The organism is Methylocystis sp. (assembly GCF_050246715.1).
Classification (GTDB): Bacteria; Pseudomonadota; Alphaproteobacteria; order Rhizobiales; family Beijerinckiaceae; genus Methylocystis.
In genome coordinates this window covers 1-18,930 of sequence record NZ_JBFWVN010000059.1, presented here as the reverse complement: position 1 = coordinate 18,930, position 18,930 = coordinate 1, and the positions used below count along the sequence as shown (strand labels likewise).

The 18,930-nt window shown below is 64.0% G+C and carries 16 protein-coding genes; 11 read left to right on the top strand and 5 right to left on the bottom strand.

Going from position 1 to position 18,930, the window contains the following annotated elements; translation table 11 throughout:
• Nucleotides 1-364: 364 nt before the first annotated feature.
• The 3 genes from AB7I51_RS15110 (at nt 365) to serS (ending at nt 3,294) form a co-directional block, all read left to right on the top strand.
• A complete protein-coding gene (locus tag AB7I51_RS15110; RefSeq protein WP_428406312.1) occupies nt 365-853 on the top strand; it encodes a preprotein translocase subunit TatA in 489 nt (162 codons plus the stop codon).
• Complete coding sequence (gene tatC / locus AB7I51_RS15105; protein WP_428404557.1) at nt 850-1,641, top strand: twin-arginine translocase subunit TatC; 792 nt, start codon at nt 850-852, stop codon at nt 1,639-1,641. Before AB7I51_RS15110 ends, tatC begins: the two co-directional genes overlap by 4 nt.
• Before the next feature lie 234 nt (nt 1,642-1,875).
• On the top strand, nt 1,876-3,294 hold the full coding sequence (gene serS / locus AB7I51_RS15100) for a serine--tRNA ligase (protein ID WP_428404568.1): 1,419 nt from the start codon (nt 1,876-1,878) through the stop codon (nt 3,292-3,294).
• On the opposite strand, the gene AB7I51_RS15095 is transcribed toward serS, so the two are convergent.
• Nucleotides 3,261-3,740, bottom strand: a complete 480-nt coding sequence (locus AB7I51_RS15095; RefSeq protein WP_428404558.1) for a hypothetical protein — start codon at nt 3,738-3,740, stop codon at nt 3,261-3,263. The two genes, serS and AB7I51_RS15095, sit on opposite strands and share 34 nt — an antisense overlap.
• Before the next feature lie 122 nt (nt 3,741-3,862).
• Here AB7I51_RS15095 and surE point away from each other — a divergent pair, with 122 nt between their 5' ends.
• From surE to AB7I51_RS15075, 4 genes are all read left to right on the top strand, one after another.
• Entirely contained in the window at nt 3,863-4,636 is a 774-nt protein-coding gene (gene surE / locus AB7I51_RS15090; protein WP_428404559.1) for a 5'/3'-nucleotidase SurE, read from the top strand.
• Nucleotides 4,633-5,319 (top strand): protein-L-isoaspartate O-methyltransferase family protein, encoded by a 687-nt coding sequence (locus AB7I51_RS15085; protein ID WP_428404560.1) that lies wholly within the window; start codon nt 4,633-4,635, stop codon nt 5,317-5,319. Before surE ends, AB7I51_RS15085 begins: the two co-directional genes overlap by 4 nt.
• A 123-nt stretch (nt 5,320-5,442) precedes the next feature.
• Nucleotides 5,443-6,696 carry a peptidoglycan DD-metalloendopeptidase family protein gene (locus AB7I51_RS15080; RefSeq protein WP_428404561.1) on the top strand — a complete coding sequence of 418 codons (1,254 nt, stop codon included), beginning with the start codon at nt 5,443-5,445 and terminating at the stop codon, nt 6,694-6,696.
• Between the two features lie 269 nt (nt 6,697-6,965).
• Entirely contained in the window at nt 6,966-7,259 is a 294-nt protein-coding gene (locus tag AB7I51_RS15075) for a hypothetical protein (RefSeq protein WP_428404562.1), read from the top strand.
• Here AB7I51_RS15075 and zapE read toward each other — a convergent pair.
• Both zapE and AB7I51_RS15065 read right to left on the bottom strand, forming a co-directional pair.
• On the bottom strand, nt 7,234-8,385 hold the full coding sequence (zapE, locus tag AB7I51_RS15070; RefSeq protein WP_428404563.1) for a cell division protein ZapE: 1,152 nt from the start codon (nt 8,383-8,385) through the stop codon (nt 7,234-7,236). The genes AB7I51_RS15075 and zapE overlap by 26 nt on opposite strands.
• Nucleotides 8,382-8,879 (bottom strand): GNAT family N-acetyltransferase, encoded by a 498-nt coding sequence (locus AB7I51_RS15065; RefSeq protein WP_428404564.1) that lies wholly within the window; start codon nt 8,877-8,879, stop codon nt 8,382-8,384. The genes zapE and AB7I51_RS15065 overlap by 4 nt, the downstream gene beginning before the upstream one ends.
• Nucleotides 8,880-9,101: 222 nt before the next feature.
• Here AB7I51_RS15065 and AB7I51_RS15060 point away from each other — a divergent pair, with 222 nt between their 5' ends.
• Complete coding sequence (locus AB7I51_RS15060) at nt 9,102-9,677, top strand: N-acetyltransferase family protein (protein WP_428404565.1); 576 nt, start codon at nt 9,102-9,104, stop codon at nt 9,675-9,677.
• On the opposite strand, the gene AB7I51_RS15055 is transcribed toward AB7I51_RS15060, so the two are convergent.
• Nucleotides 9,663-10,064: an NUDIX domain-containing protein gene (locus tag AB7I51_RS15055; RefSeq protein ID WP_428404569.1), complete on the bottom strand. Its 402-nt coding sequence runs from the start codon at nt 10,062-10,064 to the stop codon at nt 9,663-9,665. The genes AB7I51_RS15060 and AB7I51_RS15055 overlap by 15 nt on opposite strands.
• A gap of 216 nt (nt 10,065-10,280) precedes the next feature.
• Between AB7I51_RS15055 and AB7I51_RS15050 the strand changes: the two genes are divergently transcribed.
• Complete coding sequence (locus tag AB7I51_RS15050) at nt 10,281-11,162, top strand: metallophosphoesterase family protein (protein WP_428404570.1); 882 nt, start codon at nt 10,281-10,283, stop codon at nt 11,160-11,162.
• Nucleotides 11,163-11,165: 3 nt separating this feature from the next.
• On the opposite strand, the gene AB7I51_RS15045 is transcribed toward AB7I51_RS15050, so the two are convergent.
• Nucleotides 11,166-11,900 carry a hypothetical protein gene (locus AB7I51_RS15045; RefSeq protein WP_428404571.1) on the bottom strand — a complete coding sequence of 245 codons (735 nt, stop codon included), beginning with the start codon at nt 11,898-11,900 and terminating at the stop codon, nt 11,166-11,168.
• Nucleotides 11,901-12,115: 215 nt separating this feature from the next.
• Between AB7I51_RS15045 and AB7I51_RS15040 the strand changes: the two genes are divergently transcribed.
• A complete protein-coding gene (locus AB7I51_RS15040) occupies nt 12,116-17,587 on the top strand; it encodes a GH36-type glycosyl hydrolase domain-containing protein (RefSeq protein ID WP_428404566.1) in 5,472 nt (1,823 codons plus the stop codon).
• Nucleotides 17,588-17,610: 23 nt separating this feature from the next.
• Entirely contained in the window at nt 17,611-18,798 is a 1,188-nt protein-coding gene (locus AB7I51_RS15035; protein WP_428404567.1) for an acetate/propionate family kinase, read from the top strand.
• Nucleotides 18,799-18,930: the final 132 nt, after the last annotated feature.

Here is an 18,930-nt window from a genome sequence, read left to right as displayed (position 1 = left end):
GTCGGCGAAGAGAAGCCCTCGGAAACGAAAAAAATATAGCGCGGATACCCTCCCCTCGAGGGGGAGGGTCGCGCTGAAAGCGCGGGGTGGGGTGACAGCTCCCTAAGCCTCGCGGGTATTCACCCCACCCCGAAGCGCTTCGCGCTTCGACCCTCCCCCTCAAGGGGAGGGTGCAGGGCGCCCAGGGGATCGGGTGAAGGATTGTTTTCCTGGCCCTCATCCTGAGGAGCCGCCCGCAAGTCGGGTTTACCCGACTTGCGAATTTAATGTCGATCTCGGGCAAGCCCGAGATCGAAGGCGGCGTCTCGAAGGACGAGGGTGAGGAAAAATACGCGAAAACGGGCTTCCTCGTCCTTCGAGACGCGTGCTGCGCACGCTCCTCATGATGAGGAAGCCCTTCACCCGATCGCCCTGGAAGGGCGCCCGAGCAAAACGCATGTTCGATCTCGAACCCGGTAAGCTCATCGTCATCGCCATCGTCGCCCTTATTGCGATTCCGTCGAAGGATCTGCCGCGCGTGTTGCGCACGCTGGGGCAGTTCACTGGAAAAATGCGCCGCATGGCGTCGGAATTTCAGGGTCAGTTCATGGAGGCGATGCGCGAGGCGGAACTCGACGATTTGCGCAAAGAGGTCCGCGAGATGCGGGACGCCGTCAAGGAGAGCGTCAAGCTCGACGGCGCCTTCGATCCGATGGCCGAGGCCCGCAAGCAGATCGCCGGCGCCATCGAAGGCGAGCCGCGCAGCGGCGTTGCGACGGATGAGGACGCCTCCTTCGAGATGCGGCCTTCGGCCGCTCCTCAGGATGAGGGGTCTGGTCTTCCTTCAGATTCGTCGAAGAAGGCCGGCGCATGAACGAGGCCGACGAAGCCGAAATCGAGGCCAGCAAGGCGCCGCTGATCGAACATCTGATGGAATTGCGCGAACGCCTGATCAAGGCGCTGCTCGCCTTTCTTGCGACGTTCGTCATCTCCTTCTTCTTCGCCAAGGACATCTATAATCTGCTGGTCATTCCCTACACGCAGGTCGCAGGCCCCGAGGCGCGTCTGATCTACACCGCGCCGCAGGAATATTTCTTCACCCAGATCAAGGTGGCGCTGTTTACGGCGGCCTTTCTCTCCTGTCCGATCGTGTTTGCGCAAATCTATGCTTTCGTCGCGCCGGGACTCTATCGGCATGAGCGCGCCGCCTTTCGGCCTTACCTTTTCGCGACGCCGATTTTTTTCGCGCTCGGGGCGCTCGTCGTCTATTTTCTGGTCATGCCCAATCTGCTGCGCTTCTTCTTAGGCATGCAGCAGGCGAACGAACCGGGCAGAGCGCAGATCGAACTGCTGCCGCGCGTCTCCGAATATCTGTCGCTGATCATGACGCTGGTGCTCGCCTTCGGCATCGTGTTTCAGCTGCCGGTAGTGCTGACGCTGCTCGGGCAGGTCGGGATCGTCACGTCGGAGTTTTTGAAGGATAAGCGCCGCTATGCGATCGTGCTCGTCTTCATCGTCGCCGCGATTTTGACGCCGCCCGACGTCTTCTCGCAGCTCGCGCTCGCGCTGCCGGGCATACTGCTTTACGAAGCGTCGATCTTCGCCGTGCGCGCGGTGGAAAAGAAGCGCGCGGCAGCGCAGGCGGCGGCGGGCGGATCATAGACCGGGTCTTCTCCAGCGTCTTGCCGCTTGACCGATTCCCTTGGCTGCGGGAGAAGGCGCCTTCGACACAATCCCCAGCCGTCATGGCCGGGCTTGTCCCGGCCATCCACGCCGAGACGTTGCGGCTTCGTTCGAACCACTGTCGTAGCGGCATTGCGTGGATGCCCGGCACAAGGCCGGGCATGACGCGTTTGCATGGTTTCTCAATCATTCCCGAAGCGCCAGCAGGCTGAGATGTACGACATCAAATGGATTCGCGAGAACGCTGAGATTTTCGATTCTGGCCGCGCGCGGCGCGGGCTGGAGCCCCTGTCGGCGCAGCTTCTCGCCTTCGACGATTCGCGCCGCGCGGCGATCGGCGCATTGCAGAAGGCGCAAGAGCGGCGCAACGCGGCCTCGAAGGAAATCGGCTCGGCGATGAAGGCGGGCGACAGCGCCAAAGCCGAAGCGCTCAAAGCTGAAGTCGCCGAGATCAAAGAGAACTGGCCGGCGCTGGAGGAGGCCGAAGGCGACGCGATCAAGAAGCTCGACGACGCGCTCGCTGAAATTCCGAACATGCCGCTTGATGAAGTGCCTTACGGCGAAGACGAAAGTGGCAATCAAGAGAAGCTGCGTTGGGGCGATTCACTAAAAGCAGACAGGGAGCAGTGCTGGAAAGCTGAGGATTATATCCCGAAAGAGCATTTCGAAATCGGCGAAGGCTTGAGCCTGATGGATTTCGAAACGGCGGCAAAAATTTCCGGCGCGCGTTTCGTTGTCAACAAGGGCGGGCTGGCGCGATTGGAACGCGCGCTCGCGCAATTCATGCTCGATCTTCATACGAATGAGCATGGATACACAGAAGTGAGCCCGCCGCTGCTCGTGCGCGACGACGCGATGTTCGGCACGGCGCAACTGCCGAAGTTCGAGGAAGATCAGTTCTGGGCGATCGCTGGACATCTAACTGGTGAGGTCGACGATGAGATTATCGACCAAGCACCGCGTCTCGATCTTCAGATGGCGTATTTGGGTCGTATTAGATCAATCAGAAAAGAACGACTCGGCCTGATCCCCACGGCTGAAGTGCCGCTCACCAATCTCGTGCGCGAGTCGATCCTCGACGAGTCGCAACTGCCGATGCGCATGACCGCAGGCACTTATTGCTTTCGCGCCGAAGCGGGCGCCGCGGGCAAGGATACGCGCGGCATGATCCGCCAGCATCAGTTCTATAAAGTCGAGCTCGTGTCGGTCACGACGCCGGAGCAATCGCTTGCCGAACATGAGCGCATGACCGAATGCGCCGAGAAGGTGCTGCAGCTTCTCGAACTGCCCTATCGCAAGGTCGTGCTCTGCACCGGCGACATGGGTTTCGCCTCGCAAAAAACCTACGACCTTGAAGTCTGGCTGCCGGGGCAGGGGAAATATCGAGAGATTTCCTCCTGCTCGGTCTGCGGCGACTTCCAGGCGCGGCGCATGAACGCCCGCTATCGTCCTGCAGGAGAGAAGGGCAAGAATAAGGGAATTGGCTTCGTCCATACGCTGAACGGCTCCGGCGTCGCCGTCGGCCGCGCCATGGTCGCGGTGCTCGAGAATTATCAGCAGGAAGACGGCTCGGTCGACGTGCCGCGCGTTCTGCGGCCTTACATGGGCGGTCTGTCGCGCATCTCCCGGTGAACGGTTTTGCGCTTGCCGCAACGCCCGCGTCGTGCGCCTTCACATTCTGGCTCGGGCGAGGTCCCCAAGATCGGCGTCCAGCCATAGCCGTAATCCGCGCGCGGCGCATAGCCGTCGCTGAGCAGGCCCGGCGCGGCGACATTGAGCGTCACCGGGGCCGCCAGAAAACCTAACAGACCTGACCCCGGCGCCGTCGGCGGCGCGCCGGGGATGACGAGGTCCGCGGGCACATAGCCCGCGGTCCCGCCATATTGGACCTGGCACCAGCGACCGCATCCCAGGACGTTGAACGGAATGTTCGCGCCCATGGTCGTGACAGGTTGAGCGTCAAAACTGGGGCTCACCTGCAGCGGCATGTCCGCCGACACATAGGCTTCAAAGGCGGCGGCGAAGCTCGGCGCCCCGCCGAGCGCCGCCGCAAGCAAGAGCGAAAGTCGTAAGCGCATCAAAAATCCCCCAGAGAATGAGGCTGAGCAATTCGGGCCATTGTGGACGTCCGGCGTCGAATCGTCCAAAGAAACCTGGGCCGCGTCAGACAGCCCCAAGCGCGAGCGAAACCGCCAGAATCATGCGTATTCTCATCACCAATGACGACGGCGTCCATGCGCGCGGTCTGGCGATCGCTGAAGCGATCGCGCGCGAATTCTCCGACGACATTTTTGTGATCGCGCCGGAATTCGAACAATCCGGCGTTTCGCATTCGCTGTCGCTCAACGATCCGCTGCGGCTGCGCGAGATTTCGCCGAGGCATTTCGCCGTCAAGGGCACGCCGACCGATTGCGTGATCATGGGCGTGCGCAAGCTGATGCTCGATCATCCGCCCGATCTCCTCATTTCCGGCGTCAACTGCGGCCAGAATGTCGCCGAGGACGTCTCCTATTCCGGCACCATCGCCGGCGCGATGGAGGGCACGATTCTCGGCGTCCCGTCGATTGCGCTTTCGCAAGTCTACGATTTCTTTGCGAGCCGCCGCACCATCCATTGGGAGTGCGCAGCTATGCATGGCGCTAAGGTCGTGCGCCGTCTGCTCGCGGCGGGAATCCCGAAGAATGTGCTGATGAATGTGAACTTCCCCCATTGTCCGCCGCAGGACGTCGCCGGCGTCGCGATCACCATGCAGGGTCAGCGCAGCAGCGACATCATGAGGATCGAGGACCGCAAGGACGGGCGCGGCAATCCCTATCACTGGATTTCCTTCCAGCGCGGCGACTTCAAGCCCGGCCAGGGCACCGATCTGATGGCGCTTGAGGAAAAGAAAATCTCGATCACGCCATTGCAGCTCGATTTCACCGATCACCCGACCGTGACGCGGCTCGCGGCGGCCTTCGAGGGTGAGACATGACGCTCGAGCGCGGCGCGCTGAGCAACGCCGAAGTCGAGGAGCGCGCGGCGCTGCTGCTGACGCTGCGTCAGGGGGGCGTGCGCGATCTGTCTGTCTTGCGCGCGATGGAGGCGACCCCGCGCGAGGCCTTCGCGCCCTATCGTTTCCGCGATCTCGCCAATCGCAATCTCTCGCTGCCGATCGGCTGCGGCCAGACCATGTCGCGCCCGGTCGAACTCGGCCGGCGGCTCGAGGCGCTGCGGACCGGCCGCGGCCATCGGGTGCTGGAGATCGGGGCGGGCTCCGGCTATGGCGCGGCGGCGTTGGCGCAGCTTGCGCGCGAGGTCGTCACTCTTGAACGCTTCGAGACGCTTGCGATTGAAGCTTCGCGCCGCCTCGCCGTCCATGGCGCGGCCAACGCCAAGGCCATCTATGCCGACGGTCTTGACCCTCCTGACGATCTGGGGCGGTTCGATCGGATCATCGTGCAGGCTTCCGTCGGCGCGGCGCCGGCGGCGCTCATCCAATTGCTCGCGCCGGGCGGCATCATGCTCTTCGCCCGCCGAGCGCATGCGATGGCCGGCGCGCGGGCCAAGGAACGGCTGATCAAGCTTGATCTCAACGAGGACGGCGAACTGCGGGAGACCGATTTGGGCCCGTGCCGCCTGGGCGCGGCCATCCCCGGACTGGCGCAGGCGCTCTGAATTCTCGCCCGAATGCTGAAAATTTTCGTATTCGACGACGTTTCGCGTTCATCTTAAACGCCTCCTTAACCGCCGCCCTGTAACCAATAGACCATTCAATGTTGCGTTCGGGTGGGTCGCGTCATGGCTATCAAGCATCCATTTGCTTATTCACGCGTCGCGGTGCGGTTGCTGGCGGCCGCAGGCGTCGCCGCCCTTGCCGCCGGCTGCTCCGATGCTTCGCGTTTCGCGGGCGATCCCTTCTCCGATCCCTTCACAGGCTCGACCAAAACCGCGGCGGTTGGCGTGGATCATGCGCCAGTCGGCGCGATCGCCAGCGCGCCGTCGAGCGCGGTGGAATCTCGTCCGCTGCCGGCCCCCTCAGCCAACGGTCCCGCTTCAACGGCCCGGAACGCCGCGCCTGCCGCGCCGCAATCGCCTGGGCGCGTCGCCTCCGCTTCCGGCAGCGGCCATTGGAGCGCCCAGGGCGGAACGCCAATCGTTGTCGCCCAGGGCGAGACGGCGGGAATGATCGCCACCCGCTACGGCGTGCCCCCCGACGCCCTGCTGCGCACGAACGGCTTCAATGTCGCGGCACAGGTTCAGCCCGGCTCGCGACTGGTGATTCCGGTCTATCGCGCTGGCGGCGCCCCCGCCGTCGCGGCGCATGCGCCTGCCTCTCCGGCGAAAGCCGCCTCCGCCGCTGCGCCGTCGGGCAAATCCGTCACCGCCAAAGCCGCGGCGGCGGCCAAGCCTGTGCACAAAACCGAAGTCGAGCCGCAGAAGGCGAAGCTCGCCGACTCGAAGGCGGCCGCCAAATCCGCCCATGAAAGGACTCCGGCGAAAGCCGAGCCGCAAAGCGCCGCTGCAACGCCGGCGCACGTCGTCAAGTCGGAGCGCATAGCGCGCGGCGCGCCGGCGGCGGCCGCCGCGCCGGCGGAATCCGCAAGCGCCCGCAAGGTCGATTCGACCGCGACGGCTTCGATTCCCGCAGCGAATGAATCGAAAACCATCGCTTCCGACGATGGCCGCCCCGAATTTCGGTGGCCGGCGCGCGGCCGCATCATTCAGGGCTTCTCGACGGGCGGCAATGACGGGATCAACATTGCGGTGCCCGAGGGCACGCAGGTCAAGGCGGTCGAAGGCGGCGTCGTCGCCTATGCCGGCAACGAGCTCAAGGGCTATGGCAATCTGGTGCTCATTCGCCATCCGAACGGCTTCGTCTCAGCCTATGCCCATAACGGCGCGCTCGACGTAAAACGCGGCGACCAAGTCAAGCGCGGCCAGACGATCGCCAAGTCCGGCCAGTCGGGCAATGTCGGTTCGCCGCAGCTTCACTTCGAGTTGCGCAAGGGCTCGACGCCGGTCGATCCCACGAGATATCTGGCGGGTTTGTAAGCGTCCACGCCAGAACCCTCCGGCGTCCGCGAGACAAAGATGCTGGAGTTTCGAGCGGCGGGTCCGAAGAAAGGCCCGCCGCTCTCGTCTTTTAATGCGTCGCGACCGACGAAAGTGCTATAGGCCGCGGGTCATAGATCACGCTGCATTTGGGCGGCATCGCCCAGATGCAGAAATCGTGATCGATTCCAAATCTTTTGAGCACGCTTTACGCGAAAAACCGGATTCGACTTTTTCGCAGCGCGCTCAAGCCGGAGGAACCCGCACAAGTGACCTATCGTTTTGCTTTCGTTTTCCTGTTCGCCGCCGCGCCAGCCTTCGCCTTCGATCTCACCGGCGTCCCACAGTGCGACGCGCTGCTCAAACGCTATGAGGCGTGTTCCGGGCAATTGCCGCCGCGTCAGGTGCATGCCGCACAAAAGGAGCTGCTCGACGGCGCGATGGGCATTCGCGCCGCGGCGGCCGATCCTTCGAAGCGCGCCGATCTCGAACGCTATTGCGCCGATCGTTTCGCGCAGATGAAGCGCGAAAGCGACATCAAGGAGTGCATGTCGAAGCCATGATCGGCGCGCGGGCCTGGACATAGTCCTTTCCCCGCATTTCGATCAGGCGTGACGCGGCGCGTTCGAATTCGCGCGCCTCTGCGCCGAAGTCGGCCTGATAGAGGTCGAAGGGTTCGGCGGCGGCGGAAGCAATCAGCAGAACGCGCGCCTCATAAAGAATGTCGACGAGCGTAATCAAGCGGCGCGCTTCGTTGCGCTGTTCGGGCGCGAGAATCGGAACCTCCTCGAGGATCACCGCGTCGAACTTCTCGGCGAGCGCCATATAGTCCGCCGCCGACAGGGGCTGACCGCAGAGCGCAGAGAAGCTAAAGCGCGCCACACGGCCCGCCGCCCGAGGAATTTCGATGCGTCGTCGCCTGACGTCGATTGCCGTGGCGCTCTCTTCGGCGCCGTCGGCGAGCGCCGCGTAGAGCGCATCGATCGCCGCTTTTGCGCGCGAGTCGGCGGGGGTGAAATAGACCTGACCCAGATTTTCGCGCCGCTGTCGATAGTCGCCCGACGCTTCGAGACGCACAATGTCCATGCGTTCCTGCAACAGAGCGATGAACGGCAGGAAGAGATCGCGGTTGCGGCCGCCTTCATAGAGCCGCGAAGGCTCGACGTTGGACGTTGCGACAACGATTACGCCAGAAGCGAGCAGCGAAGAAAACAGCCGCGCCAGTATCGTGGCGTCGGCAATATCGTTCACCGCGAATTCGTCGAAACAGAGCACGCGCGCTTCCTGTGCGATCTCCTGCGCAACGCAGGTCACAGGATCGGCGCCGCCGCTACGCGGGTTTCGACGCAACCGATGCAGCCGGTCATGCACATCCGCCATGAAGGCGTGGAAATGCGCGCGGCGTTTCCTATCGAGCGAAAGCTCGCTGAAGAACATATTCATCAGGAACGTCTTGCCGCGCCCGACCTGTCCACAGAGATAAAGCCCGCTCGGGCGCTGACCGCGACGGCGGAAACTCGCAAGCGCCGCCAGAGTCGCACGGGTGCTCATCGGCCGGCGGCCAGACAGCGCATCGGCGAGCGCCTGAAGCTTCTCGACCGCGGCGCGCTGCGACGCGTCGCGTTCCAGCGCGCCTTCAGCGACGAGCGCGTCATATTTCTCGACGATGGGTTGCGCGCGCGGCGTCATAGGCGCCGCATCCGGCCGTTCGTCTCGGCAAGCGCGCCGGGACGCAATTCGCAATAGAGCAGCCGGTCCGGGTCCACCGGCCCCGGCATCGTGATTTTCCCGCGCGGCACGCGGGCAAAGCCGAGCCGCGCGTAATAGTCCTCATCGCCGACGAGCAGGACGAGGCCGTGACCGGCTTCCCGCGCGGCGTCCAGCGAATATTTGACCAGCGTCTCGCCGACGCGCTGCTGGCGAAACGCCGGTTCGACGGTCAGGGGTCCGAGCAGAAGCGCGGGCGTTGATCCGACGAGGATCGGGGTCATGCGATTGACGCCGACGAGCAGCGTGCCGATCCGCGCGACGAAGGACAGCGAGCGATCCGGCTCGACGCCTTCCCGCAGGCGGTAGGCCGTGCGCGCATACCGGCCCGGCCCGAACGCGCGTTCGTCGAGCTTTTCGATATGCGCGTCGTCGGCGGCCGTGAGCGGCGCAAATTTTACGGCGAGATCGATCATATAGCGGCTTGACCATAGAGCGCGCTGCGAAAAAGCGGGATCCGGTTTTTCGCGCAGAGCGCGCTCTAAACTTTTGGAATCGATCGCGTGATCTGCATTTGGGCGATTCCGCCCAAATGCAGCGCGATCTAGGCGCAGGCCATATCACGCGTTGACTGCGCCGCAAAACTTCAGGTTGCGGCGCGATAGGCCGCATGCGAGCCTGCTTTAGGGGAAAAGCCCATGGCGGAATATCGATTGCGCCGAGCGACCCTGGAGGACGCGCCCGCGATCGCCGGGGTCAACGCCGCGGCGTGGCGCGAGACTTACGCCGGTCTCATGCCGGCGGAAGCGCTGGCGGGCATCGACCTCGACGATTGGACGCGCCGGTGGCGGGATAGGATCGGTTCGGGCGAAATCGGCCAAGCTGTCTTCGTCGCTCTCGAAGACGGCGTTCCGGTCGGCTTCGCGCGCTGTAGCCGCCAGACCAATTCGAAGCTCGTTCCGCTCGGCTTCGACGGCGAGATCGACTCGATTTATCTGCTGCGGCGCGTTCAGCGCCAGGGATTGGGCGCAGGCCTGATGGCGCGGCTTGCCGAACATCTGTTATCCGCCGGCTGCGCCAGCGCGGCGGTATGGGTGTTGCGCGACGCGCCCAAGGCGCGCGGCTTTTATGAGGCGCTCGGCGCGGCGCCTCTCGGCGTCGAGGGCGTCTGGGAAGTTGAGGGCGCCATTCTTCCCGACCTCGCCTATGGATGGCGCGATTTACGAATCCTGGCCGAGGCCGCCGGCGCCCGAAAAGTTTCACCAGTAAGGTGAAATGGGCGCCTTCTCCAGCGCCTCAGCAAGGCGCGCGCGGGTTCCGACGGTCGTATCCGCCGGCAGCGCGTCGAGCGCGAAAAATCCGGCCTCGGCGATTTCGCGATCAGGCGCGCGCGGCGCGGTGACGCGATAAGAACGCGCGAGGTAGAGCGCGACATGATCGCGAACCGAGAAGCGTCGATTGAAATACATGCCGAAAAGTTCGGGCGGCTCCTCGAGCAGGACGTTGGCTTCCTCATGGAGTTCTCGCTTGAGCGCATCGACCAGCGTTTCGCCGCTTTCGACGCCGCCGCCCGGCAGATAGAAGCCGTCGACATAGGTGTGGCGGACGAGCAGCACGCGGCGCCGGTCGTCAAGCACGAGTCCGCGCACGCCCAATGTCATGGGGCGCTGAAACCGCGCGCTCAAGGCGATGAGCCTGCGCGTGACGCGCGATCGCGTCGAATGCGTCTCGCCGGCCTGCTTCTGCTCCTGCTCTGTCAAAACTGACTCCGATTGCCGTCGCTCTGGCAAATGAACTGCGAAGGCTCTACTAATCGCCAGCCCACCCTAGCAGAAAACGCCGCCGTCGAACGGGCGTGGAAGGGACATGGGGGTCGCTTGAATTTCCGGCTCGCACATCTCTCCGACGCCCATATCGGTCCGATTCCTCGGCCAAATCTCGCCGAGCTACTTGGCAAGCGCGTCACCGGCTATGTGAACTGGCTCTATAAGCGCGGCGCTCAGCACGACATGGGCGTGCTCGGCAGGATCGTCGCCGACATCAAGGCGCAGGCGCCAGATCATGTCGTCATGACCGGCGATATCGTCAACATCGGACTTCCCGCCGAAATCGCGCTGGCCAAAGATTGGCTCGCCTCTCTCGGCGCGCCAGGCGACGTAAGCTTTACGCCGGGAAATCACGACGCCTACGTGGCGAGCGTGACCGACCTCGTTCACGACGTTTTCGCGCCCTGGACGAGCAGCGAGACGGAAGGCGAAGGCTTTCCTTATTTGCGCCGGCGCGGCGGCGTGGCACTGATCGGTCTCGACACGGGCGTGCCGACGGCGCCTTTTGTCGCCTCGGGGCGGCTTGGAGAGGCGCAACTTGCGGGCCTCGCGGCGCTGCTGGATCGCGCCAAGGCGGAAGGGTTCGCGCGCGTCGTCTGCCTCCACCATCCGCCGCATGTCGGCGGCGCGAGGGCGCTGCGGGGACTCCAGGACGCCGCGGCGTTCGAAGGCGTGATCGCCCGCCATGGCGCTGAGCTCATTGTGCACGGGCATAATCACAAGCCGAGCCTGTATCGTCTTCCAGGCCCCGGCGCCCTGGCGCCTGTCGTCGGCGTGGCTTCGGCTTCAGCGCGACCCGGCGGCCATTATCCGGGCGCGGCCTATAATCTTTATGAAATCGCGCGCGAGGACGACGCTCTGAGCATCCTGCTGCGCAGGCGCGGATTGAACGAGGCGGGAGAGATCGTCGAGCTTGAATCGGTCGAGCTGTGAGGATCAGCCCGCGAAGTAAGTTTGATAGACCCACGCCGCCAACACGGCCGAAAGCGCGAAGAAAGCGGCCGCGCCAAAAAATTCCGCGATGAACGCCGCGGCGTGAGTGACTTTGCCAGCGAAAGATGCGTCGGCCTCGCGCGCGGTCGATTTTTCGCGCGCCGTGGCGGCCCTGACAGCCAGCGCCTGCGCCGCGCCGCCGCTCGCATAATCGATCGCCAGCGCCTTTTCGCGTTCGATCAGTCGATGCGCGATATAGGCGGTGATCGCCTCGACGAGATCGTCGGCGCTGTCGCTTTCGCAAAGCCCCACTCGGCCGTGACGCGTGTCCTGAAGAAACCGGTAGGTGCGCCGGTCGCGATCCATCTCGACAAAGCCGATCTGGTCGATGAACAGGCGCGGCCTTTCCCCTGGCGCAACGCCAACGTCGAAAATATCGCAATCGTCCGGCAGCTGCGCCAGCACCGGCGCCAGCGCCTCGCCGAGCATTTCCAGACGGGCGATCTCCGCGGCGCGCAAATCAGAAATGGCGGCGGAGCGCTCGGCGTTCTCGAGCCGCGCGCGGCGCAGCGCGCCGGCAAGGTTCGCCATGCGCTCGTCAAGCGAACCGGCGTCCTTGCGCGCGAAGCGCTCCCGCTCGACAAGAAGCGACAGGCGCTCCGCGGGCGTGGCGGAGGAGGCGCCCTTCGGGTCGTCGTCGCGAATGTCGGCTGGCGGCGCGGGCAGGGGCTCTTCCATCTCGTCCACTTGCTGGCGCCCTCGTTACGCGGCCGGGGCGATAAAGCTTTGCAGACTATAGCGGCTCTCGGCGGCGGTGCGAAGCGCCAGGGCGCCGAGGCGAGGCGGGGGTCGACTTTTTCCCCCGCCTCCGGCAAGGGATTCCTTACGATCGCCGCTGATTCCGGCCATTAACGATAAAAACGCCGGATACGACAGAGGCGCGGAGGGGATCCATGGCCGTCAATCGTGGCGAATCGGACGTAAACAGCGCCCTGTTTGAACGCATCATCATCGGCGCCGGCTTTGCGGTCTTCGCGGCGCTGGAGGCGGCGGGCGGCGGCGAGCACGCGATCGTCGCCGGCTTTTTCGCCGGCGCCACGATTTTTATGCTGCGCCGTTCGTCCGAGAGCACGCGCCAAGCGGCCGATTTCGCCGTGGATTTCGTCGTCGTCGCGACTTTTACCCTGCTGTGCGACCGCTCGGGCGTTTTGTGGCGCGCGCCGGAAAATTTCGCCGAACTGTTCCGGTTCTCGCCTATCGGCGCAGGGACCGCCACCATTCTCTATCTGGCCGGGGTGGTCGCGCTGAGGGCGCGCTCGCGCATGGCGGTGCGCGCGGCGCTGTTCGTCTTGCCGTTGCAGTTCTGCCTCTTGCTTGCGCTCGGCTCCCCGGTCGTCACAAAGATCGGCGGCGGTCTGCTGCTCGGCCTCGACGTTCCGGAGGCTTTCAAGAACATCGCCGGCCGAACGCTGGTGCTGTTTCTGCTCAATGAGTCGATCGTAGTTGGCGTGCCGCTCGCGCTCGGCCGATTCCTTCCGCGACAGTGGCGCCCGCATGGCGTTCTGTTCGCCTCGGCTTTCATCGCGTCGCTGACTCCCTATATCGCGACCTCGGTTTCGTATTTCGTCGCGCCTTATCTGCCCTATCCGGCGACGGCGGCGGTCGCGGCCGTGGCGGCGGCGCTGGCGCAAGCCGGCCTGTGGGGCCAAACTTATCTCGTGACTCAGGCGATGGCCGGCTTGCTGCGCGCGACGCCGTCGCTGCAGGTCGTGGTGTTTCACGATTGGCGGACGGGCGCCGAAAAGGGCGCCGTCTATGGCTTGGTGTTCATGGCGCTGCTGCTCGCGGCCGGGCTCGTCGTTTCTTTCCCTCCTGCCGTTGCGGTGATTTCCGCCTCTGGTCCGATCGGCGGCGCATTGATCGGCGCAGCGCTGTTCCCGCTTGCACGCGCAATCGTGGAGAGCACCGACTCGACGCCGCCATTCTTTGCGCGCGTCGAAGAGATTTATCTGCATCCCTCCAACTATTTCCGCGGCGCCGTCGCCGGCGCGGCGGTCGGACTCGCCTTAATGATCGGGCTTCCGGCGGCGAGCGGCGGCGACAGGTTTCTGTTCGGCGCCGTCGCGGGCGCGCTCGCCTATGCAGGGGTCGACGCGGCGATAGATTTCGCCGCGCTGACGAAAGGGCGCCGCCAGCATCTGCGCAGCTGGCGAGTCTATTCGCTCGGCGCGCTCCTCGGCGCGCTCGTCGCCGGCGCGGTCGCCTGGTATCTCGACGCAGGGCAGGTCGAAACGATCGTGACGAAATTTTTCGCCTATACGTCGCTCGACTATGCGGCGGACGGGCGACCGATCAACGACTATGTCGTTCGACCGCTCTTTTCGAAATGGGGCGCGACGGATCTCGGCAAAGTCGACGGCGGCGTGAGACTATTCTTTGACGAGTCGTTCTCAGGCGTCATTCAATGGGTCTTCGCGGCGCCGCTGTTTTCGATCAATCTGTTTTTCCTGACGGCGCTCGTCGAGCGCAGCCTGCAGCCGCTTCGCAAACTCGCGAGCTGGCAAGGCCTCGACATGCTCGTCGAAAACGCCGTGCGGGTCTTGCGCTGGGGCCTCTGGATGGCGCCGGTGATCTATTCCTTCCTCAAGGCGTCGCCCGATCCCACTTGGTACAATCAGGACGGCCTCATCAGAACCGGCGTCGCGAGCTGGATGAATTACATCCTTCCCGACTCCGATTTCCGCGCCTGGAGCCTCGATATTTTCACCGCGCTCCTCGCCTATGACGCGCTGCGCGTGCTGATCTGGTTCGACCATATGGGCTTGCGGGTCGCGACGCTCGTCAATCTCTCTTTCGTCGGCGGCGACGTGGCGGACGAAAAGGCCGCGCGCTTTCTCGGCAAGTCGCAAACCAGCCGCGCGATCCCCGAAGGGATTCGCCGCTTCGGCACATGGGCGCCGCTGCTGCTTCCCTTTTATATCCCCCGCGGCGTGGATTGGGACGGCGCGTGGAGCGCCTCCGAGCAATTGGCGCATACGCGGCCGCCGTCATACGCCTATCTGGTCAGCGGCTATCTGATCTACGCCGGACTCGTTGCCTTCGGCCTCGTTATCTTTCTTCTGGGTCGGCTGGCGCGCGCGCAGAAGGTGACGATCAAAGGCATCACCGGCGCCGGCGGCGTGCCTGGCTCGCGACCGTTGAAACTGACCAACGGGCTGATGACGAGCGAATGGTTCGAAGACGGGCAGGGCGCGATTCGCATCGAAGGCGTGGCGCGCGGCGGACCGCCGATCGATTTGACGCGGCGGCCGGACGATCACGCCCATCCGCGCGGGCGCTTCCTGTTTCTGCGCGAGGACGGCGGCGAACTTTGGTCGATCGGCGAGGCCCCGACCCGCTGCAAAGCCGCTCAGGCGTCGCTCACCGACGCGGGCGAGAATTGCCTGTTCTTCATGGCGGAGCGCAATGGATTCGCGGTCGAAGCGCGCGTCTCGCTCGCCGCCGACGAAGCGGTCGAGATCACGAAATTGAAGATCGTCAATCTCGAACAACGCCATCGTAGACTGGTGCTCGCGTCGATGCGCGAATGGGTGCTCAACGAAACCGGCGTCGAGCTTCGCGACGCGGCATACAATGCAATTCATATCGGCACTTGGTACGTGCGCTCGCTCAATGCGATTTTCGCGCAGAACCGTTTGCTCAAGGGCGGCGCGCGCCGCCAATCCGATCGCCGTCTGTCGCCAGAGATCGGCTTTCACGCCATCGGCGGCGCCGCTGACGCGAAGATTTCCGTCCTCGGCTATGAGGACGTGAAGTCGCGCTTCTATGGAATGGGTTCGGTGCATGCGCCCGACAGCCTTCTGGGTCTAGCGGCGCCGCGCGATCCGAAAGACGAAGGCCTGCTATACGGCTTCGAGCCTTGCGCCAGTCTGCGAGTCGAAGTCGAGCTTGCCGCCGCCGGCGCGACCGAACTGATCATCGTCGACGGCTGGGCCCGCGACATGGGCAGGGCAACGGATTCCATCGCGCGTCATCTCGGCGTTGCGCCTGCGGCGCCCGAAACGCTGAACAGGGCGCTGTCACGCCGGCGCGGGCTCATTCTGCCGCCGCCGCCCAAGAAGCCGCGCTATGCTTTCTCTCAAGATGGACGAAGCGTCACGCTCGCGCCGGGCACGCCGCGTCCCTTTGCCCATGTCATCGCCAACGCCTTCGGGCAGGGCGCTGTGCTCACCAACGACGGCGATATTTTTTCCTTCCATGGCAATTCGCGACTGAACAGTTTCACGCCATTTCGCATGGGCGAGGGCCGCATGGCCCCATCCGGCCAGAAATTCTATGTCTATGATCTTGCCCGAACCGACGCGCATAGTCCGACGTACGTGCCGTTGCGTCGCCGCGACGCCGACTATCAAGTGACTTTTTCGCCGGGAGTTGCGGTGTTTCGCGCCGAGCGCGACCATCTCGATCTCGAGATGACCGTATTCGTCAGCCCGACGCAGCCGATTGAGTTCAAAATCCTCAAAATCCGCAACAAGAGCGATCATGAGCGGCTGCTGCAGATCACGCCTTCGATGGAAATCGTCTTGGCGGAAACGCCGAACGAAAGTCTCGGCGCGCTGGAATCGCTCATCGACGAGAATGTGCGTTCCATCTACTTCCGCAATCCCCGCAATAATTTCGTGCGCGGCTGGGCCTTTGTAACGACCTCGATGCCGGCCGAATTCGCGGAAACGTCGCGCCGCCGCTTTCTCGGGCATGAGAGCCGCGATCCTTATCTGCCGTACATGGTCGAGCACGGCCACCCTGATGCTGGCGCCCCCGCGCATGAAAGAAAGGTCGCCGCTTTCAGCGGCGCCATCGACGTGCCGGCAGGAGAGGAAGCCGTCGTTGTCATTGCGCTCGGACAGACGACGACGATCGAGGAAGCGAAACGACTTGCCGATTATGCGCGCGATCCCGAGCACGCCTACGCCGAACTCGCAGCGAACGCCCGCGCCTGGGACGATCGGCTCTCGGTGTTGCGCATCAAGACGAACCGCCCGGACTTCGACCGTCTGGTCAACGACTGGCTGCCCTATCAACTGCTCGCCGCTCGCCTATGGGGACGTACGGGACCGTCGCAACGTTCCGGCGCGACGGGCTATCGCGACCAGTTGCAGGACGTTATTCCGCTGATTCATCTCGCGCCTGAGCGCGCCCGTGCGCAAATCCTGTTGCATGCCGCGCATCAATATATCGAGGGCGACGCGTGCAAATGGTGGCACCGCGCGCCCAACGGCGGCACCGGCCTCGCCGACCGCACGCATGCGTCGGACCCGCATCTCTGGCTGCCCTATGTGACGATCCGCTATGTCCGCGGAAGCGGAGACTTTGCGATCCTCGACGAAGTCGAGACCTTCCTTGAAGCCAGCCCCGTGCCGAAGGATCAGGAAGGCGAAGCGACAGTGCCGCTGACGTCGCGCGACAAGGACACGCTGCTCGGCCATTGCGCGCGCGCCATCGAATGGACTCTCGACCGTTTCGGCGCGCATGGCCTGCCGCTGATGGGCACGGGCGACTGGGACGACGGCATGAATCTCGTCGGCGAAGACGGCCGCGGAGAGAGCGTGTGGCTCGGCTTCTTCTTGCACGGCATTCTTCTCGACATCGCGCCGCTCTTCGAGACGAAAGGCGACGCCGAACGCGCCGAGCGCTATCGGGCGCGCGCCGAGAAGCTTCGCGCCGCGCTTGAAGGTTGCTGGCGCGGCGACCGCTATATTCGCGCCTATGCCGACGACGGCGGCGAAGTCGCGCCGATGAGCGCGATGACTTCCTCATGGCCCACTTTGACCAACGCCGTCGACGCTGCGCGGGGACGCGAAGCAATCGAAAAAGCCTTGGATGTGCTTGGATTCGGCAATCGCGTTCTGCTCGTCGCTCCTCCCTATGACGAACATTCGCGCCCCTATCCGGGACGCAGCGCCGAATATCCGCCGGGCGTGCGCGAAAACGGCGGTCAATATTCACATGGCGTTTCGTGGTTCGTCGACGCATTGGCAAAGCTCGCCGCGCAGGCGCAGCAGGAGGGCGATTCACGTGCCGCCGACGAATTGTTTCGCACGGCGTTCGAGACATGGATCGCGATCTCGCCGATTACCAAACTCACGACGCCTGAGGCGGCCGACATCTACGGCCTGCCGCCGCATCAGCAGCCGGCCGACGTCTATAACGGCGCGGGTTATGAAGGGCGTGGCGGCTGGAGCTGGTACACCGGCGCCGCGGCCCGCATGTTGTCGGCGGCCTATGCGCTGCTCGGATTGGAATTCGAGAATGGCGAATTAAAACCGCGCCCCGACGCTTTCCGGCCCAAGGGCGATTTGCGGCTGGAGAGCGTGGTCTATCTCGGCAAGACGTTCGAAGCGGAGCGACGTCGCCGCGTCTGGTAGCATGATCTGGAGGCGCGGAGGACATGGCTGATCTCGTCGTCACGCTCAACGCCGGATCTTCTTCGGTGAAGTTCGCTCTCTTCGCCGCGACTGCGGAATGGCCGCGGCTGGTGGTCGCGGGCGCGGTCGAAGGGCTCGGCGCGAAGCCGCGCTTTCGCGTTGATGTCGTCGGTGAAAAGGCGAGCGAGAGAAAGCTTGCCGCCAAGCTCACCCACAGAAAGGCGATTGCAGAGATCTTCAAATGGATCGAAGGCGCCTATCCGGCAGCGACGATCAGCGCGATCGGCCACCGCGTCGTGCACGGCGGGCTGCGTTTCTCCGCGCCCGTTATTGTCGATGCGGAAACGCTCGCGGCGTTGAGGGCGTTCATCCCGCTCGCGCCGTTGCACCAGCCGCATAATCTCGCCGGAATCGAAGGCGCCTGCGAGGCGTTTCCGCATGTGCCGCAGGTCGCATGTTTCGACACGGCCTTCCACCGTGGACATGCTTTCGTCGACGACGCCTATGCGCTTCCCTATTCCTATTACGAGAAAGGATTGCGTCGTTTTGGATTCCATGGCCTGTCCTATGAGTATATCGCCCGGCGTCTGCGGATAATCGATCCGATTCATGCCGAGGGCGGCGTCATCGTCGCGCATCTCGGCAATGGCGCGTCGCTTTGCGCGTTGAAAGGCGGACGCTCGATCGCCACCAGCATGGGGTTCTCGGCGCTGGAAGGCCTTCCCATGGGCACGCGCTGCGGTGAGATCGATCCCGGACTGCTACTTTATTTGCTGGAAAGCGAGGGGATGACTCCCGAAGAGCTTTCGCATCTTCTTTATGAGCGCTCCGGCCTTCTTGGCCTTTCCGGCGTGTCGCATGACATGCGCGCGCTCGAGTCTTCCGATGAGCCGCGCGCCGATGCGGCGATCGCTTACTTCATTCATCGCATCAAGATGGAGATCGCCGCGCTCACGGCGGTCATCGGCGGACTCGACGCGCTGGTGTTTACCGCCGGGATCGGAGAGCGCTCCCCGCGCATCCGAGCCGGTGTGGTCGAAGGGCTCGGTTGGTTGGGGTTGGCGCTCGACGCGACGGCGAATGCGCGCAACGATTCGCTCATCTCGTCGACTCAATCGCGGATTCCGGTTTTCGTGACGCCGACCGACGAGGAAGCGATGATCGCTCGCCACACGATTGAAATCGCGGGATTGTCGGTCGCCGCCAGATAATGTCGAACCATTCGGTGCGCCCCGACGGCGCGCATTGCCAGTGGAGGAAGATTCCACCCAGAGAGTTGTCGATTGATCTGGTAGCTGACGAGCAGTTTGGACGAGCAATCGGACGGGCTGAAGCCTCGTGAC

What these genes read in the sequence shown, in the direction of transcription:
- AB7I51_RS15060 (WP_428404565.1), top strand. Translation starts at nt 9,102, where the DNA reads ATGGCGGAATATCGATTGCGCCGAGCGACCCTGGAGGACGCGCCCGCG.
- AB7I51_RS15065 (WP_428404564.1), bottom strand. Translation starts at nt 8,879, where the DNA reads ATGATCGATCTCGCCGTAAAATTTGCGCCGCTCACGGCCGCCGACGAC.
- zapE (WP_428404563.1), bottom strand. Translation starts at nt 8,385, where the DNA reads ATGACGCCGCGCGCGCAACCCATCGTCGAGAAATATGACGCGCTCGTC.
- AB7I51_RS15040 (WP_428404566.1), top strand. Translation starts at nt 12,116, where the DNA reads ATGGCCGTCAATCGTGGCGAATCGGACGTAAACAGCGCCCTGTTTGAA.
- AB7I51_RS15035 (WP_428404567.1), top strand. Translation starts at nt 17,611, where the DNA reads ATGGCTGATCTCGTCGTCACGCTCAACGCCGGATCTTCTTCGGTGAAG.
- AB7I51_RS15095 (WP_428404558.1), bottom strand. Translation starts at nt 3,740, where the DNA reads ATGCGCTTACGACTTTCGCTCTTGCTTGCGGCGGCGCTCGGCGGGGCG.
- surE (WP_428404559.1), top strand. Translation starts at nt 3,863, where the DNA reads ATGCGTATTCTCATCACCAATGACGACGGCGTCCATGCGCGCGGTCTG.
- AB7I51_RS15045 (WP_428404571.1), bottom strand. Translation starts at nt 11,900, where the DNA reads ATGGAAGAGCCCCTGCCCGCGCCGCCAGCCGACATTCGCGACGACGAC.
- AB7I51_RS15055 (WP_428404569.1), bottom strand. Translation starts at nt 10,064, where the DNA reads ATGACATTGGGCGTGCGCGGACTCGTGCTTGACGACCGGCGCCGCGTG.
- AB7I51_RS15085 (WP_428404560.1), top strand. Translation starts at nt 4,633, where the DNA reads ATGACGCTCGAGCGCGGCGCGCTGAGCAACGCCGAAGTCGAGGAGCGC.
- serS (WP_428404568.1), top strand. Translation starts at nt 1,876, where the DNA reads ATGTACGACATCAAATGGATTCGCGAGAACGCTGAGATTTTCGATTCT.
- AB7I51_RS15080 (WP_428404561.1), top strand. Translation starts at nt 5,443, where the DNA reads ATGGCTATCAAGCATCCATTTGCTTATTCACGCGTCGCGGTGCGGTTG.
- tatC (WP_428404557.1), top strand. Translation starts at nt 850, where the DNA reads ATGAACGAGGCCGACGAAGCCGAAATCGAGGCCAGCAAGGCGCCGCTG.